Source organism: Flavobacterium album (assembly GCF_003096035.1).
Taxonomy (GTDB): Bacteria; Bacteroidota; Bacteroidia; order Flavobacteriales; family Flavobacteriaceae; genus Flavobacterium; species Flavobacterium album.
The window spans coordinates 2,479,108-2,495,594 of the sequence record NZ_CP029186.1 but is presented as its reverse complement, the minus strand read 5'-3'; the positions used below and the strand labels follow the sequence as shown (position 1 = coordinate 2,495,594).

The following is a 16,487-nucleotide window of genomic DNA, read 5'->3' as shown; positions in this document are numbered from 1 at the left end:
CAATAAAACATCAATGTATCAAATTATTTAACATTTAACAAGACTATTCGTTGTAAATAATAAGATATCTGCAAAACGCTTGTTTGTAATTTAACATTACGCACCTTATAACAACATTTTATTAACAAGATAAAAGCCATGTTACTTGCGTTACCGCAACAAAAATTACTACAATTAAAATATGGCTAAAAAAAAGCCACCCTTTCGGGTGGCTTAATTTCAGATATCTGTATATATCATTATTGCTTTTTTACAACTTTAATTGTCTTCACAGTATCGCCTACAGTCACGTTTACGATGTATGTTGCATCTGCCAGGCCGGACAAGTCAAGTTTCACCTCATTTACATTAGGTTGTTTTGACAATACTTTTTGACCAAGCAGGTCGTATACCATTACAGCGCTTATCTCAGACGAGTACGATATGTTCAGTACATCTTTCACAGGGTTCGGATGGTACCTGAAAGCGCTAATGTTAAAGTCTTCCTTACCTAACACAACATCTACCGTTACAGCGATAGGCGCGCTTTCGCACTCTTCAATAGTCTGTGTTCCGTAGTAGGTAGTACCGTCTGTTACCTGTGTGCCTGTTGCCAAAGCATTAGAGCCTGAAAGCGCGTCTTCTTCGGTAGCATACCATGTAATAGTACCTGTAGCTGTAACAACAATATCTTCAATCGTTGCATCGGCAGCAGCGTCAACAGTAATTACCTGCGTAGCCTCTCCTGTCGGAGCATCAGGGCCAGCCGGAGCCGCGTTTATGGTAATCGGAGCAGAAACAGATGTACATCCACCGGCAGCCTGAACTGTTACATTGTAAGTGCCTGCTACCAGGCCTGTAAATGCAGTTCCAGCCTGGAAGTTCGTTCCGTCAATACTATATGTATATCCGGCGCCAATTGGTGCAGTAACTGTAACAGAACCTGTAGCAGCCGAACATGTTGGCTGTACCGTAGTAACAGTTGCCTGAGCCGGAGCTGAAGGCGCAGCATCTATTGATACCGATGCGGTCGCTGTACAGTTTGATGCATTTTTCGCAGTCAGGGTATAAGAACCGGTATCAACACCAGCAAAAACCGGTGAAGCCTGGAAGTTAGTACCATCTATACTATACATAAATCCGGCGCCAACCGGTGCCGTAACCGTAATAGTACCTGTAGCTGTAGTACAAGTTGGCTGTACCGTAGTAACAGTTGGTGCGTCAACAACAGAAACCGTTGCAGTAACCATTGTCCTTGTTGCGCTTTCACATCCTGAAACCATAGCTGATGCATAGTATACACCGCCATTTGTAAGTGCAGTTGTAAGAGGTAATGCGGTTCCACCTGTTGCAGCTGCATACCATGTAATCGTCGCTCCTGCACCGCCTGTAGCATTTATATCAGCAAGGGTACCTGAATTACAAACTGTTTGAGAAGCATCAGCTACCGGGGCAGCCACTGTATTCACAGTTACAGTAACCATAGTCCTCGTAGTGCTTTCGCAGCCTGATATCGTTGCCGATGCATAGTACACACCGCCATTTGTAAGCGCTGTAGTTGCAGGTAACGAAGTACCTCCTGTTGCAGCAGCATACCATGTGATGGTTGCTCCTGCACCGCCTGTTGCAGCAAGGTCAGCAAGTGTGCCTGCGTTACATACGGTTTGGGATGCCGCAGCTACCGGGGCAGCCACTGTATTAATAGTTGCAGTAACCATAGTCCTTGTAGTGCTTTCGCAAGTGCCTACAGTTTGAGATGCATAGTATACACCGCCATTTGTAAGCGCCGTAGTTGACGGTACAACCGTTCCACCTGTCGCTGCAGTATACCATGTTATGGTAGCTCCTGCAACACCAGTCGCAACAAGATCTGCCACGGTGCCCGAGTTACAAACTGTTTGCGATGCAACAGCTACAGGAGCAGCAATAACACCTACAGATGCTGTAACCATAGTCCTTGTAGCGCTCTCGCAGCCATTAACCGTTTGTGAAGCATAATAAACACCTCCGTCAGTAAGCGCCGTAGTACCATCCAGAGCTGTTCCGCCTGTAGCGGCTGCATACCATGAGATGGTTGCTCCGGCCGTACCTGTTGCGGCAAGTCCTGCAACAGTGCCACTATTACAGAAAGTTTGTGTTGCTGCTGCGGTAGGCGCAGCCGGTGTATTAACCGTAACTGTAACCATTGCCCTTGTTGAGCTTTCGCAACCTCCTACTGTCTGTGATGCATAGTAAACACCTCCGTTAGTAAGTGCGGTCGTACCATCCAGTGCAGTTCCGCCTGTTGCGGCGCTGTACCACTTGATGGCAGTTCCTGTAGCTGCAAGCCCGGCAACCGTGCCTGCGTTACAGAATGTCTGCGTAGCTGCTGCTGTTGGGGCAGCTGTACCATTAACAGTCAGTGTACCGCTTACGTTTGTAGTGCCATCCCATTGTCCGCCTACATAGCCTCCGTAGTAATTGGAACCGGTCAGGAACCTGAATCGGCTTGCATAGTAGTACGTACCGGCAGGCAGGCCTGAAACAGTATACATATATTCGTCATTATTACCCACCTGAAGATTAAATGTTGCAAGGTGCCAGCTTGATTCAGCCCATGTCGAAGGATCTGTATTTGTAGTGGAAATACCTATCCACGCTGTGATGTTAGCTCCCTGTCCGGCAGCTTCGGTAACACCGGCTTTGTACACCTGCGCATATATCGTAAAGTCCTCACATGTAGTTATGGTACCACTCGCAGGCCACTGAACATTAGCCCAGTCGATATCGCAGTTTACTGTATTTACTTCCGCAGTTGCAGTCCTTGTACAGTTTGATGCATTTGTTGCAGTTGCTGTATAAGTAGTGGCTACAGGTGTTGCAGATTTAACATAAACAACCGATGCATTGCTTCCCGCAACGTAAGGCACTGAAGCCGCAGCATCTGTATAGAGGTTGGTTACCGGAGACCATGTTACAGGATTTGAAAATGATTGTGCAATAAGCACATTAAACCTCTTTGTAGAAATTGTACCTGCAGTCGCGGTAAGGTCGTTATAATTATACAGCGTAGTATTGGCGCCAAGATCGGTATAATACGTTTGGGCATTATACAAGCCGTCGGCCCCTGACATTGAAACAGAAATTACAATATTCGATACTCCGTCCCAAAGGTAGGGCGTAGAGAATGTAATGGTATTCAGGCCAACAGCGTGGGTTTGGTTAACCGGGCCGTATACAGTTGTAAACGAAGCTTCGCTCAAATATGAAGTATCCGGGAATGCTGTAAGCGCTGTAGTACCAATTTTTACAGTATAGTTAGGATTTGTAGCCGCTGTACCTATTGATGAGATATTATAGGCTATAGACACTAAATTCCCTGCCTGAAGGCCGCCCGCAGTTAATTCGGCAGCCGTATATATGGTTTGGCTCTTGTAAGTTACCCTTCTGTTATTGAATGAAGTGAGTTCTTCTGTATCTCCAGTTTGGGTTGTAGCTGTACCAATGGTCGCTGTAGCTGAAACCGAGGCACCTGCAGCCGTTAGCGGAACTATGGTGTTAGTACACACAGGGCCGGCAGGCGGCGTTACCGATATTACACCCGGAAGCGCATTAACCGTAATGGTAACTGTTCTGCTTGTAGCACACATCCCGCCTGTAGATTGCGAAGCATTTAGCGTATAGGTGGTTGTTGCAGTCGGGGTGAATGTCCATCCCGTTGTTGCATTGCCTGTTACGCCTGTTGAAGGTGTCCACACATAAGTATCAAAATCAGCAGCACCTGCAGTAGCGGTTACTGTTACAGATTGTCCGTTGCAAATTGCAGCAGTCGCAGCGCTCAGGGTAAATGTTGGAGGAGTAACCACAGTCGCTACAACCGGAACCCTTCCTGAGAGGCATCCCACCTGTCCGCCAAAAGTAATGTTAGGCCTTTTTGAAGACAGCGTACCTGTAGTAGAAGTATTATTGCTATATATCCAGTTTACGGTATTAACAGTAGTATCGGTATAATACGTCTGGGTATTATTACTAAGGTCTGCACCGCTCATTGTAAATTCAAGCACGATGTTCGAAGTACCATCCCACGAATATGGCGTGGTAAAGTTTATAGTCTGCCAGCCTGTAGCAGTGTGCGTATAAGTTGCAGGACCGAATACCGTTGTAAATGTCGGCGTAAGGTAAGTCGTATTAGCAAATGACGTACCGGCAGTAGTGCCTATCTTAACGGTAAAGTTAGGATTTGTAGCAGCACTTCCTAAAGTAGCCACATTAAATGCCAACGATGTAATGTTTCCTGCTACAAGACCCGCTGCCGATAATTCAGAAGCACTGTATATGATCTGCTGCTTGTAGCTCGGCCAACGGTTATTGAAAGCTGTCGGCTGCTCTGTATCGCCTGTCAGTGTACTCGCCGTACCGATTACTGTTGTACCTGTAGTTGCAGTAAGCGCTGCAGCATAGTAAGTAGTAGTAGCGTTAATCGAAGGTGTTACGAAAGGAGAACCTGTTCCCACAGGAGCGCCTCCGGTAGCAGCAGCATACCATTTAACGGTTGCGCCGGAATTTGCCTCAGCTGCTAACGATACTGTACCTTCGCCGCATCGTGCAGCAGGCGTTACCGAGGTAATGTTGTTTGCAAATGTTATCTGCACCGGTGTAGAAGATCCTGTCGAAGGGCCGGAAGCGCAGGTTACATTAAGCCTGTAATAAGTTGGCTGTGCCGGAGTCGCAGTATAAGTAGTTCCTGTTGCCGAAGAAATATCTGTGTAAGTAATATTATCCGGCGAGCTTTGCCACTGGTAAGTTACTCCCGAACCGGCAACCGCATTCTGTACCGATAAAGCAACCGATGAACCTAAGCAGATCGCATTTTGTGAAGCGATGGTATTGCCCGGAGCCGGTACGCCTGTACAAGGGCTTAGCGTTGCAAACGAAAGGAATCCTGTGTAGGCAGCTGCAGCAACTGCGTTATTTGACTGTATGGTTGCAGGAGGGCCTGCAACATAAGTAGCCGGGCTTCCGAAAGAACCGGCATATGCACCCGCCGCTGACGGAGCCATTACAGGAATGTTATCCGTAGTGAAGACAGCATTGCTCATCCTCACGTTAAGGCTTGTCATTGTTCCGGAAAGCAAAGGCGCCTCCCACCTTCTTGTAGCAGAAAGGTTCGCGATGCCTGTATCCGGTGTACCTGCGTTTACATCAAATGCCTCGGCTTTCATAACTGACACCGAAGTTGTTGCCGGTGCAAGCCATATTGGGGCATACGTTGTTTTTCCTACAGGGAAAAGGATATAGTTTGTATTGGCATTGCCCGAAGCGATAGTCCTTGCAAAAGGCCCGTTGATATAAGCCGTATCACTGCCTCCTGTTAAAGTACCCGCAGCCGTTGCAGTACCTAAAGTAAGCTGGCTGGTAAGCGAGGTGTTCACTTTTCCGGCTGTCAGCGTAAGCGTGCCGCTTACTGAGATTGGTGACGAGATCGTAACGCCGCCAACACTTGTATTGTTTACCGTAAGAGATGTAACATTCGCTGTAGATCCTGTAGCAGCATTTGTAAATGTACCAAGGCCGGTAAGCATTTGCGCATTTACAGCAGGCCCTGCGGTACCGTCAATAAACTTACCAAAATACAATGTCGATGTATTTACATACGACCCGTTGTTATAGATATTGCCTGCAACATAAGTTGTGCTGCCCTGCCTGAATTCGCTGTTAGCATTGATTGTCAGGTCGCCGTTAATACCAAAAGCAGAAGCTGTGGTTACATAGCGGTTGGTACCAGCAAGCGCATCGATAACAAAATTATTAAACGAGATCCTTCCCGATCCTGCGTTTGCAGCAATGCGGAATCCGTTAGTTGCGTTTCCGCCCGCATCGGTTGAAAGGCCGTTCCCGAAACGAAGCGTATGCCCTGCCGTTACGTTCACGTTCGAAGCATTATTATATGCTAAAACATTCGAAGCAGTACTGTTTGCATGAGGGTCTACTATCGTTAGCGTACCACCTGTCCAGAAAATCATGTTGCTGTTTAATTGTACAATTGAAGTACCCGATGCTACCGAGTTTGCAGCAACGCCTGCGGCATTACCATCAACATTGATGTTACCGCCGCTCTGGTTAAATATCGAGGCTGAACTGTGTGTCATGTTTCCATTCACATTCAATGTTCCACCCGAAACCGTCAGCGTGCCGTTATTTACAAAAGTGTTATTGTTCAGGGTACAGCCTATCGTTAGGTCGCCAGACGCAACAATAAGCGAACCACCGGTGTTGATGGTAAGGTTTTTGGCAACATTACCGGCTGAATTCGAAGTTACCGAAGTAGCGGCTGTAATCGTAACCACATCGGTACATGAAGGTACCATGTTCTTGTTCCATGTAGCAGGGTCATTCCAGTTACCGCTGGCCACCGAAACGAATGGGGTATCAGCCGAAGATGCAGCTATGCTGAAAGGCGCTGCTGTAAGTTCAGCCTGCGTAAGCCCTATCCTTTGTGCACCCGGCGTAGTAGTACCCGCCTGGTGCGTACCTACAAAAGTTGTTCCCTGTATTACCCTTGCACTGGCACTCGCCAACAAGCCGCCAAATAAAGTCGGCGCCTGGAGCTGTATTTTAAATGACGTTGCCGTAGGTGTACCTGCAGGCATAGATACGGCCCATGTATCATTCGATTTCACATCAACGGCAGTTGCTCCGTCTGTTGCAGCGATGGTTGATACGCCTGCTGTCTCATTATAAGTGATCGCAACTACTCCCGCCCCGGATGGGGTTGTCCTTTCTATCCAGGCCGACCTGTCAACACCGAATGAGTTTATAAAAGGATACCTTGATGCAGTACCAGTTGCGTCAGAACCTGCTGCGAAATTAGTTCCCGTACCCGTAGCAGTGTACCACCTTCCGAAAGTTGTTCCTGTCTTAAATCCAGTACCGGCGTTGTATGTGAGCGTACCGGCAGCAGGTGATGAATTACCCAAAACAACCGAAGCGCCGCCTGTAGTACCAACCCTGCCCGTTTTAAATTCCAATGTACCGCTAACAGACATTGAATTTGCCGGCTGGCTTGCAATGTTGTTATAGCCGGAAATAGTTACACCTGCGATTGTCGAGTTGTTAATACTCAACGTAGCAAAGTTTGCTGTAGGGGATGTTAATGCGTTCCTGAAAACACCTGTACCCGAAACAGTTTGAGGCACTGTAGCAGGCGTTTCCGAATAAGATGTGCCGCCGGTATAGCTACCGTTGCCAAGGATAACCTGAGATATGGAAGTAAGCGTGCCATCAACAGATATGTTGCCGGCAAATATATACGGGCCGGTACTCGAAAGCACCAACTCACCTTTTGTAATCGTAAGGTCGCCACCCACAATAGACCTGTATTGCTGGAATACAAACCTGTTTGTTCCGGCTGCGGAATTGATAACATAATTACCCGGCTTAAAAGCCCCTGTGCCATACCAGAAATATACCCAGAAACCGTTTGTGGCATTACCACCCGCATCGGTAGAAACACCATCACCTATCTGAAGCGTGTGTCCCGTACCAGCCGTGATATTCATTGCTGTAGAAGAAGCATTCACGTTAAAAGCGTAGTCGTTCGTCCCTGCCGCCGCATGCGGATCGACAATTATTATTTTTCCGCCTGTTAGTGAAACTGTCCCGGCAGAATAACCTGTTGCTATACTACCAATGGCAAATATTTGCGTACCCGTAGCAACGCTGCCCGTAACAGAGCCTCCGTTATTACCATCGACAGATATTATACCTCCCGACTGGTTAAAATTACTGCCTGAATTGAACAGTACGTTACCGTTAACAATAAGGCTACCACCACTTATCGTGAATGTACCTCCCGTGTTAACCGTAAAGCTGCTGTCAAACGTAGTTGCTGTGCTTACGGTAAGCGTGTTGGCGCTCACAGTAAGGCTACCTGCGTTGATTGTCAGCTGACGTACAGCCGCATTTCCTGATAGTGCCATTGCCGAGTTGTTAGCGATGACAAAATTATCAGCGTTTGAAATTGCGGCAGGAGCAGCTCCTGTACCGTCTGTTCCGGTCCCCCAACTCGCGGTACTATTAAAATCTGTAGCTGCAGACTTTGAATAATACGTCGTTTGGGCGTAGGAACTGGCGCTTCCGAATAACAAAAGCACCGCCACAGCCACAAAGGCCGTCATGGAAAAAAGCCCTCCGCCCTGCCTTTCCGGCAAGCTCGTGAAAGCACCTTCTTCCCTGACTTTCCGGGGAAGCGAAAGCATTCCCTTAATGAAATTGTAGATTTGGTTCATAAGATTTAATTTTTCTTTAACATACAAATATATCATTAATTACTATTTAATTTTACAGCATTGTTACAATTTACCCCTATTTTTTAAAAATATCGTTATATTTAACTGAAATACTAAATATAGTTAAGTAAAATATAGCCTTTAGAAGATAAAATAATCGAATAATACATTTTTTTCACATAATTCATTTAATGTCAAAACAATAATATCATAATTATTATGCCAAGTGTATTATATATGCCAATTTTAAATGTATAACCAAAGGCGTTAACGTTTTCTAAAAATTAACTGTACAATCATATGTTTTTAGCCCTATAAAACAAAAAAAGCCCCCATAGGGAGCTTTATATTTACAATATGAATATGCTATTTTATGCTATCAACACCAACCATCTCGTTTGTGTCAGCTTTATAATCCACATCTTTATAATCAAATCCAAAAAGGTTGTAAAAGTCTTTCCTGTAACCTTCGAGGTCGCCTATTTCAGAAAGATTTTCGGTGGTAGCTTTTTCCCATAGGGCAGCCACTTTCTCCTGGATGTCGTCGCGCATTTCCCAATCGTCTATGCGTATCCTGCCTTTTTCATCAACAGGCACTTCGCCACCCGTAAACAGCCTTTCACTATACAGGCGCTGCATTTGCTCTATCGTCCCTTCATGCACGCCTTCCTCCTTCATTATCTTATAAAGCAGCGAGATATACAACGGAATCACGGGAATTGCCGAGCTCGCCTGTGTAACCAATGCTTTGTTTACCGAAACATACGCCTTACCGCCAATATCTTTCAGGTTATCTGTTATTTCAAAGGCTGTTGCTTCCAGGTGGTCTTTAGCACGGCCAATAGTCCCTTTCCTGTACACAGGCTCTGTCAAAGCAGGCCCTATATACGAATAGGCCACGGTAACAGCGCCCGGGGCAAGAAGGTTGGCATCTTTCAATGCATCCATCCACATTGCCCAGTCTTCGCCACCCATTACGGTAACTGTGTTCTCTATATCATCGCCTTCAGCGGGCTGGATCGTAACTTCCGATACTTTACCGGTATGGAAATCTACTGTCTTGTTACTGAACACCCCACCGATAGGCTTCAGTACCGAGCGGTGCAGCACACCAGTTTCAGGATGCTGGCGCACCGGCGAAGCCAGGCTGTATATTACCAGGTCCACTTGTCCGAGGTCGGCCTTTATCAAATCCATCGTTTGCTGCTTCACTTCTTTAGAGAAAGCGTCACCATTGATGCTCTTTGCATACAGGCCTGCTTTATGCGCTTCTTCCTCAAATGCAGCCGAATTGTACCATCCTGGCGAGGCGGTCTTGCCTTCAACGGGCGGTTTTTCAAAAAATACGCCTATGGTAGCGGCATCACTACCGAAAGCGCTTGTTATCCTCGATGAAAGCCCGAAGCCAGTAGAGGCCCCTATAACCAAAACCTTTTTAGCGCCGTTTATCGGGCCTTTAGATTTTACATATTCTATCTGTTGTTTCACGTTTTGCGCTGCGCCGCCCGGGTGGGCTGTCAGGCAAATAAATCCTCTCATTCTTGGTTCGATGATCATATCTCTGAAATATAGTTTATTGATAAGTATAGCAAATATAGCCTGATTTTTTAGTTCAGCAATGCCCTCGCGTGGTTTAAGGCGGAATCGGAGATATCCTTACCGGAAAGCATTTCGGCAATCTCCCGTACGCGTTCTTCTTTGGTAAGCAGCTTCAGTTCAGATACTGTAGTTTCTCCCTGCGTGGTCTTGAACACTTTATAATGCTGCTCCCCTTTCGAGGCGATCTGTGGCAAATGGGTTATCGCAAATACCTGCATACCCCTGCTCATGCCTTTCATGATGTCGCCCATCTTGTTGGCAATCTCACCCGAAACACCGGTATCGATCTCATCAAAGATAATGGTCGGCAGCTTGGAATATTCTGCCAATACAGCCTTCACGGCCAGCATGATACGCGACATCTCACCACCTGATGCTACTTTCTTCAGCAGGCCGAAATCGGTACCTTTGTTAGCCGAGAAAAGCAGGCTCATGATGTCTTTTCCATTAGCATAATAGGTGTCCGCTGTCTTAACTTCAAAATTGAAGCGCGCGTTGGGCATCCCGAGCTGTGATAATATTGCGGTGACTTTTTCGGTAAGTACCGGTATGGCGCGCTGCCTCTGCTCGTGCAATAACGCAGCCGTATCGTCAGCCTGTGCTTTATGTTTCCCGCTTTCCATTGCGAGTTTCTCTATGGCTGAATCAATGTCACCGGCCAGTAATGCTTTACCGTCGAGGGCTTCCTGTATGGCAAGCAGTTCTTCTACTGTAGCTACAGAATGCTTTTTTTGCAGGGAATAAATAAGCTGTAATTTTTGGTTGACACGCTCCAGCTCTTCGGGATCGTCTGACAACTTTTCAAAGTTCTGTGAAAGTTCCCCTGCAATGTCGTCAAACTCGATGAGCAGGCTCGATACCCTTTCGTAAAAAGCGTTGTATTCTCCGGATATCCCGCTTATTTTTTGCAGTGATGCCTTTATTTCTTTTAAATTCTGCGCTACACCCACCTGCTCTTCATTGGCTATAGCCAAAGCTCTTGCGATCGACTCCTTTATAAATTCTACATTGCTGAGCTTTTCCAGCTTCTGTTCCATCTCTTCCTGCTCCCCCGATTTCAGATTGGCAGACAACAATTCCTGCAAAAGGAAAGCATTATAATCCTGTTCTTTAGACAAAGCTTCTTTTTGCTCCTGCAGTTTCCTGAGCTCCGCCTGCACCGACTTGTATGCCGACAGCTGTTGTTTATACGCCGCAAGAATGTCACGGTTCCCTGCTATGGCATCAAGTATCTGCATTTGGTAGGCTTCATCGCTGAGTTCGCGGGTTTGCTGCTGCGAATGGATATCGATAAGAAAATTACCCAATTGCTGTAATTCCTGGAGGTTTACAGGGCTGTCGTTCACAAAGGCGCGCGATTTGCCCGATGGCAATATTTCCCTCCTGATTATGGTAACATCATCATAATCCATATCATTTTCAGAAAAGAATTCCTGCAGGTTGTAGTCGCCTATCTTGAAATGGGCTTCTACCACGCATTTCTGTTCTTTGTCTTTAAGCGATGTCAGGTCGGCCCTGTTGCCCAAAACGAGGCCCAGCGCCCCAAGAAGTATTGATTTTCCGGCACCGGTTTCCCCTGTTATGGTAGAAAGGCTATTTGAAAATTCAATATGCAAATGCTCTATCAGAGCAAAGTTTTTGATATGTAAAGTCTGCAGCATGTGTATAGCGATAGCAGTACAAATATAGCATTTTCGGTTTTGTCAAACCTCAAAGGTTTTAAAAACCTTTGAGGTTTGTAATAAGAAAAAAATAAAAACCCCAAAGCTTTCAAACTTTGGGGCTTTATATGATATAGAGTTCCTGTTACTTGATATTATTCCATTTTGAGCCGTTAAGCGGCGATATCCTGTTGAGCGTTTCCACAAGGCCTGTCATGGTCACGGCAGGGCCCGAAGAGAATATCCCGACTACCTCATCGGCTTTAGCATCGAAGAATACGCGCATCAGCAATGAATTAGGCCGCACGCTGTGCAGCTGGCTCAATTCCTTGATTGCCACGATCGCTTTTTCCTTGGCTTCTTTCTGGTTATCGGCCATTTTATCCAATGCCAAAAAGTGATAGTTATAAAGCGCTTCCCTGAATGGGGTAAAGGTGTTGGACATGATATTGTTTATAAGGAAATACCTGTTCTGGTTGCCGCTTTCCTGCTGGCTCCATCCTTTGTAATTGCCGCCCTGCGCAAGGCTGGCCATATTCTGGGCTGCCTCATAGTATTTTGTACCGCCGTTCTTCTGGAAAGTATCCGCGTCAAGCCCTATTATAATATTAGCATAGAACGAAATGACCGCCATAAGGTTGGAGTCTGCGCTGTTCGGGTTATAAATAAGGTTCTCGCCCTCTGTATAACGGAAACTGATATCCTTATCATTGAAGTTAAACACCGGAGAAGAATAAGTCGAGTTAAACACCGGCCTTGACGACTGTACTTGCAAAGTTGCGCTGAAAGAACCCGAATCATAGGCTGTTATCGTAAACACCATCGTACAGTCGATGCGTTCGCTTCTCGCAAAATTGCGCGTTGACCACTTGGTGTTATTCATCACGTCGCTCAATGCCCTCTCCAGCGTCTTGAATACCTGCGGGTTGGCATCGGTAATCATCTGGTAATTCACCTTAAGGTTGCAGTTCAGCTCCTGCGCTTTTGCAGTGAAGGAGAAAAACACAAGCAACAGCCCTATCCATTTATACATTGTAATGCTTTTTTATTTTATTAATAATGTCTTTCGCAACGTCTTCTTTTGTCTTGAGCTCCATCGGCTCCTCATTAAAATCCCTGTCAATAAACGTCACTTTATTAGTCGGTTTGCCAAATCCCGCCCCTTCATCATTCAGCGAGTTTAAAACAATCAAATCTAAGTTTTTTTTCGCAATCTTCGCTTTGGCATTCTCAATTTCATTTTCAGTCTCCAGCGCAAAGCCTATAAGGAACTGCGTCGTTTTCTTTGCCCCGAGTGATGAGAGTATGTCTTTCGTCTTTTCCAATTCCAGCACCAGCGTCCCTTCATTCTTTTTTATCTTCTGCCGGGCTACTGTTTTTGGCCTGTAATCAGCTACTGCGGCAGCGGCAACAGCGGCATCCACCGTATCAAAATACTCATGGCAGGCATTGTACATCTCTTCCGATGATGTAACGTGCACCACTTTCGTAATCGAATTATCGGGTTTCAAATGCGTTGGCCCGGTAACCAGAAACACTTCCGCACCTTCCTCTGCAGCGGTTTTCGCAATGTCAAACCCCATTTTGCCGGTAGAATGGTTTCCTATAAAACGCACAGGGTCTATCGGTTCGTATGTCGGGCCGGCAGTTACGAGTATTTTTTTTCCGCGGAGGGGCAACTTGCCTTCCAAATCTTTTTCGATAAAGGCAATTATATTTTCCGGTTCGGCCATCCTTCCTTCACCCGAAAGGCCGCTGGCCAGTTCTCCTGATTCGGCCGGGATCATGGTATTCCCAAAGCTTTTCAGGGCTTCAAAGCTTGCTAAGGTAGAAGGATGCTTATACATATCCAAATCCATGGCCGGGGCAAAATAGACCGGGCATTTGGCCGAAAGATAAGTCGCAAGGAGGAGGTTATCAGCATTGCCCGAAACCATTTTAGACATGGTATTGGCCGTAGCCGGGGCAATAATAAAGAGGTCGGCCCAAAGGCCAAGGTCCACATGGTTGTTCCATACCGCGTTCTCGTCCTCTTCATTGTAAAATGAGGAATAGACCGGGTTTTTGGAAAGTGTGGATAAAGTGAGGGGGGTAATAAAATCTTTAGAGGCAGGTGTCATGACTACCTGTACATGAGCACCTGCCTTTATAAATAGCCTTACAAGCGACGCTGTTTTGTATGCGGCAATCCCACCGGATATACCAAGTAGCACTTTTTTACCGCTTAAAACAGACATACCTGTATATTATTTAGGTTCCCTGTAGGAAATTTTTTCATCAAGCCATTCCTGTACTGCCAATGCGTGAGGCTTAGGAAGTTTTTCGTAAAATTTAGAAACCTCTATTTGTTCCTTGTTTTCAAAAATCTCCTCAAGGCTGTCGTTGTAGGTAGCAAATTCTTCAAGCTTCTCGATCAGTTCCTTTTTTATCTCGGTATTGATCTGGTTAGCCCTTTTTGCCATAATTGTAATTGCCTCGTAAATGTTACCTGTCGGTTCCTCTATCTTACTCTTATTGTAGGTAATGGTGTTTACGGGAGCAGTTGTTTTCTTTAGATCCATGACTCTTTTATTTAGAAAATTTTTGTAATTCAGTGTTTATCCTTGCAAGGCTTGCATCAGCCTCAGCTTTATATTTGGTATCCGGCTTGAATTTTACAAGCGCATTGTAATTGTCTTTAGCATCATTAAGGCGCTGCAGCATCTTGGAAGGCACACTGTTTATCGCCAAAAGGTAGGACGCATCAAACTTATAATAAAGGGCATCTTCCTTTAAAGGCGTACCCGGAAAATCGATGATAAAATTATCAAATGCCTTGATCGCTGCATTGTAATCTCCAAAGTACTCACCGGTCTGGTGGTATTGCTTGGCGATCTCGTAAGCCTTTTTCTCAAGCTTTTCCCTCAGTTCTTTTACCAGGAGGTTGGCCTCTGGCATAAGCTGCGAGTTCGGGAAATTATTGATGAACGCCTGTAATTTATCAAGCGCTTTATAGGTATCTGTCTGGTCCAGCGAATAGCGTGGCGACAGCTGGTAATAGCTTTTTGCACCCAGGAATGAAGCCTCTTCCAGCTTTTCGCTCCTTGGGTAACCCGCCGTAAAGCTCTCGAACTGGTAGCCCGCGGAGTAATACTGCCTTGTTTTATACAGCGATTGCGAATACATGTAAAACATCTTTTCGGCCTGTGGCTTGCCCCTGTAGGACGGCGCTATCTGTTCGAAAAGGCGTATGGCCTTAGAATATTTCCCCTTCTCATAAAGCTTCTCAGCCACTTCATATTTCAACTTGATATCGTCTGATTTCAGCGCTTTCTGGAACTGGCTGCACGATGTAAGCACTAATGCAAAAAGGAGTATGTAAAAAAATCTTGCCATAAATATTGGTTATGCTGTAAACAGCCGCTGTTTTAAAAGCAACTGCAAAATTAGGTAATAATTAGGTAATACAAAAATCTTTTTTCAACGCCTTCAGGGGAAGATCTTTTGCCACGAATTTCACGAATTCCACAAATTTCATTTTCACATCCTTTTAAAGTTCCCGCTAATTATCCGGCCAATAAAAAAGATGCCCTGAAAGCACCTTCTTTAAACTGTATTTTTATATTTTTATTGCAGGATCTTAAGTTTTCTGCAATTAACCGATCTTTTTTACAAAAGCACTCAACCTGCCTGCTAAATCCTCGTTGACATTAACCAACGGAAGCCTTACGGTATCCCCGCAAACGCCCAGTTCTTTAAAGACGTGCTTGATGCCTGCAGGATTGCCCTGCTCAAATATCATATCAATAGAATCGGCAAGCAGGTAATGCAGTTTATAAGCCTCATCAACCTTACGCTCCAGTCCGAGGCGCACCATTTGCGAGAACTCTTTCGGGAAGCCCTCCCCTATTACAGAAATTACGCCCGCACCGCCTGCAAGAATCATAGGAAGCGTGATCATATCGTCCCCTGAAATAACAAGGAAACCTTGGGGAGCGCCTTGTATCAGCTTCATAGCCTGTACGATATCCCCTGCGGCTTCTTTTATCGCCACAACATTTTTAAAATCATTTGCCAGGCGTATCACGGTCGCAGGAAGCATATTACTTGCCGTACGCCCCGGTACATTATATAAAATTACAGGAATTGGCGATGCTTGGGCAACAGCCTTAAAATGCTGGTAAATGCCTTCCTGCGTTGGTTTGTTATAATATGGCGAAACAGACAATATTGCCACGAAAGCAGAAAGGTCACGCGTTTTGAGCTCTTCCGCCACTTCTGCGGTATTGTTGCCGCCAACACCAAGCACAAGCGGCAGCCTGCCTGCATTGGCCTCGATAACCGTCTTTATAACGAGTTCTTTTTCGTCTTTTGTCAATGTAGCGGCTTCGGCTGTAGTGCCTAATACCACAAGGTAGTCGATACCACCGTCGATCTGGAAATTCACAACGCTTTTCAGCCCGTCCACATCTACCGAAAAGTCTTTCTTAAAGGGTGTTATAAGGGCAACGCCCGTGCCTGTCAATTGCTGCATGCTTATATTTTGTTTAGTATCTTTAAATATTTGAATAGTTCGGATATAAATTCGGTGTATTTTTCGGCCTGGCTGCTTATCATAAAGTGGTTCAAGCGGTTATCAACACTGGAAAAGCCTACTTTAAACTTCGCCTTCGATTTCAGTGTGGCCAGTACCAGCGGCGGTTTTTCCACATCATAGTAGCTGATAAGCATATCAAAAGGTGTATCTATAAATTCGGCCACATCGGCTTTCTCGAAATTTCCTGTAACCGATATGTCTTTACGGGTAAAATGGCAGCACTCTACAATTTCCTTGGGCTTTACACGTTCCTTAAAACTTAATGTTTTGATAGCGTTGCGGTCAATACCAAAGTTGACCAGCTCGCTTATAAGCAATTCTTTATCAAGAAAGTAACTTTCATCTACCACTATACCTACCGTCTTTACAACGTCTGGTGATGACACCGGTTTATAACCGGATAAC

At 45.6% G+C, this 16,487-nt stretch carries 9 protein-coding genes; all 9 read right to left on the bottom strand.

The annotated features are described in order from the left end of the window. Positions 1-239: 239 nt before the first annotated feature. The 9 genes from HYN59_RS11175 to HYN59_RS11135 all read right to left on the bottom strand — a co-directional run bounded on the left by HYN59_RS11175 (position 240) and on the right by HYN59_RS11135 (position 16,468). Positions 240-8,246 carry an Ig-like domain-containing protein gene (locus HYN59_RS11175; protein WP_146185924.1) on the bottom strand — a complete coding sequence of 2,669 codons (8,007 nt, stop codon included), beginning with the start codon at positions 8,244-8,246 and terminating at the stop codon, positions 240-242. A 366-nt stretch (positions 8,247-8,612) separates the two neighbouring features. Then, complete coding sequence (gene fabV / locus HYN59_RS11170; protein ID WP_108778334.1) at positions 8,613-9,803, bottom strand: enoyl-ACP reductase FabV; 1,191 nt, start codon at positions 9,801-9,803, stop codon at positions 8,613-8,615. A gap of 50 nt (positions 9,804-9,853) precedes the next feature. After that, complete coding sequence (gene recN, locus HYN59_RS11165) at positions 9,854-11,506, bottom strand: DNA repair protein RecN (RefSeq protein WP_108778333.1); 1,653 nt, start codon at positions 11,504-11,506, stop codon at positions 9,854-9,856. A gap of 145 nt (positions 11,507-11,651) precedes the next feature. Next, the gene (porD, locus tag HYN59_RS11160; RefSeq protein WP_108778332.1) at positions 11,652-12,539 is read right to left on the bottom strand and encodes a type IX secretion system protein PorD; all 888 of its coding nucleotides are present in this window, start codon (positions 12,537-12,539) and stop codon (positions 11,652-11,654) included. Beyond that, on the bottom strand, positions 12,532-13,743 hold the full coding sequence (coaBC, locus tag HYN59_RS11155; protein WP_108778331.1) for a bifunctional phosphopantothenoylcysteine decarboxylase/phosphopantothenate--cysteine ligase CoaBC: 1,212 nt from the start codon (positions 13,741-13,743) through the stop codon (positions 12,532-12,534). Before coaBC ends, porD begins: the two co-directional genes overlap by 8 nt. Before the next feature lie 9 nt (positions 13,744-13,752). Next, positions 13,753-14,067: a DNA-directed RNA polymerase subunit omega gene (locus tag HYN59_RS11150; protein WP_108778330.1), complete on the bottom strand. Its 315-nt coding sequence runs from the start codon at positions 14,065-14,067 to the stop codon at positions 13,753-13,755. Between the two features lie 7 nt (positions 14,068-14,074). Next, positions 14,075-14,881, bottom strand: coding sequence for an outer membrane protein assembly factor BamD (locus HYN59_RS11145; protein WP_108778329.1), 807 nt, complete (start codon positions 14,879-14,881; stop codon positions 14,075-14,077). A 259-nt stretch (positions 14,882-15,140) separates the two neighbouring features. After that, complete coding sequence (gene dapA / locus HYN59_RS11140; protein WP_108778328.1) at positions 15,141-16,019, bottom strand: 4-hydroxy-tetrahydrodipicolinate synthase; 879 nt, start codon at positions 16,017-16,019, stop codon at positions 15,141-15,143. A 2-nt stretch (positions 16,020-16,021) separates the two neighbouring features. Continuing rightward, positions 16,022-16,468 carry a DUF6913 domain-containing protein gene (locus HYN59_RS11135; protein ID WP_245895548.1) on the bottom strand — a complete coding sequence of 149 codons (447 nt, stop codon included), beginning with the start codon at positions 16,466-16,468 and terminating at the stop codon, positions 16,022-16,024. Between the last annotated feature and the right edge of the window lie 19 nt (positions 16,469-16,487).

Bases quoted from the DNA above. Each gene is read 5' to 3' on its own strand.
- porD (WP_108778332.1), bottom strand. From the start codon at position 12,539: ATGTATAAATGGATAGGGCTGTTGCTTGTGTTTTTCTCCTTCACTGCA.
- recN (WP_108778333.1), bottom strand. From the start codon at position 11,506: ATGCTGCAGACTTTACATATCAAAAACTTTGCTCTGATAGAGCATTTG.
- dapA (WP_108778328.1), bottom strand. From the start codon at position 16,019: ATGCAGCAATTGACAGGCACGGGCGTTGCCCTTATAACACCCTTTAAG.
- HYN59_RS11175 (WP_146185924.1), bottom strand. From the start codon at position 8,246: ATGAACCAAATCTACAATTTCATTAAGGGAATGCTTTCGCTTCCCCGG.
- fabV (WP_108778334.1), bottom strand. From the start codon at position 9,803: ATGATCATCGAACCAAGAATGAGAGGATTTATTTGCCTGACAGCCCAC.
- HYN59_RS11150 (WP_108778330.1), bottom strand. From the start codon at position 14,067: ATGGATCTAAAGAAAACAACTGCTCCCGTAAACACCATTACCTACAAT.
- coaBC (WP_108778331.1), bottom strand. From the start codon at position 13,743: ATGTCTGTTTTAAGCGGTAAAAAAGTGCTACTTGGTATATCCGGTGGG.
- HYN59_RS11145 (WP_108778329.1), bottom strand. From the start codon at position 14,881: ATGGCAAGATTTTTTTACATACTCCTTTTTGCATTAGTGCTTACATCG.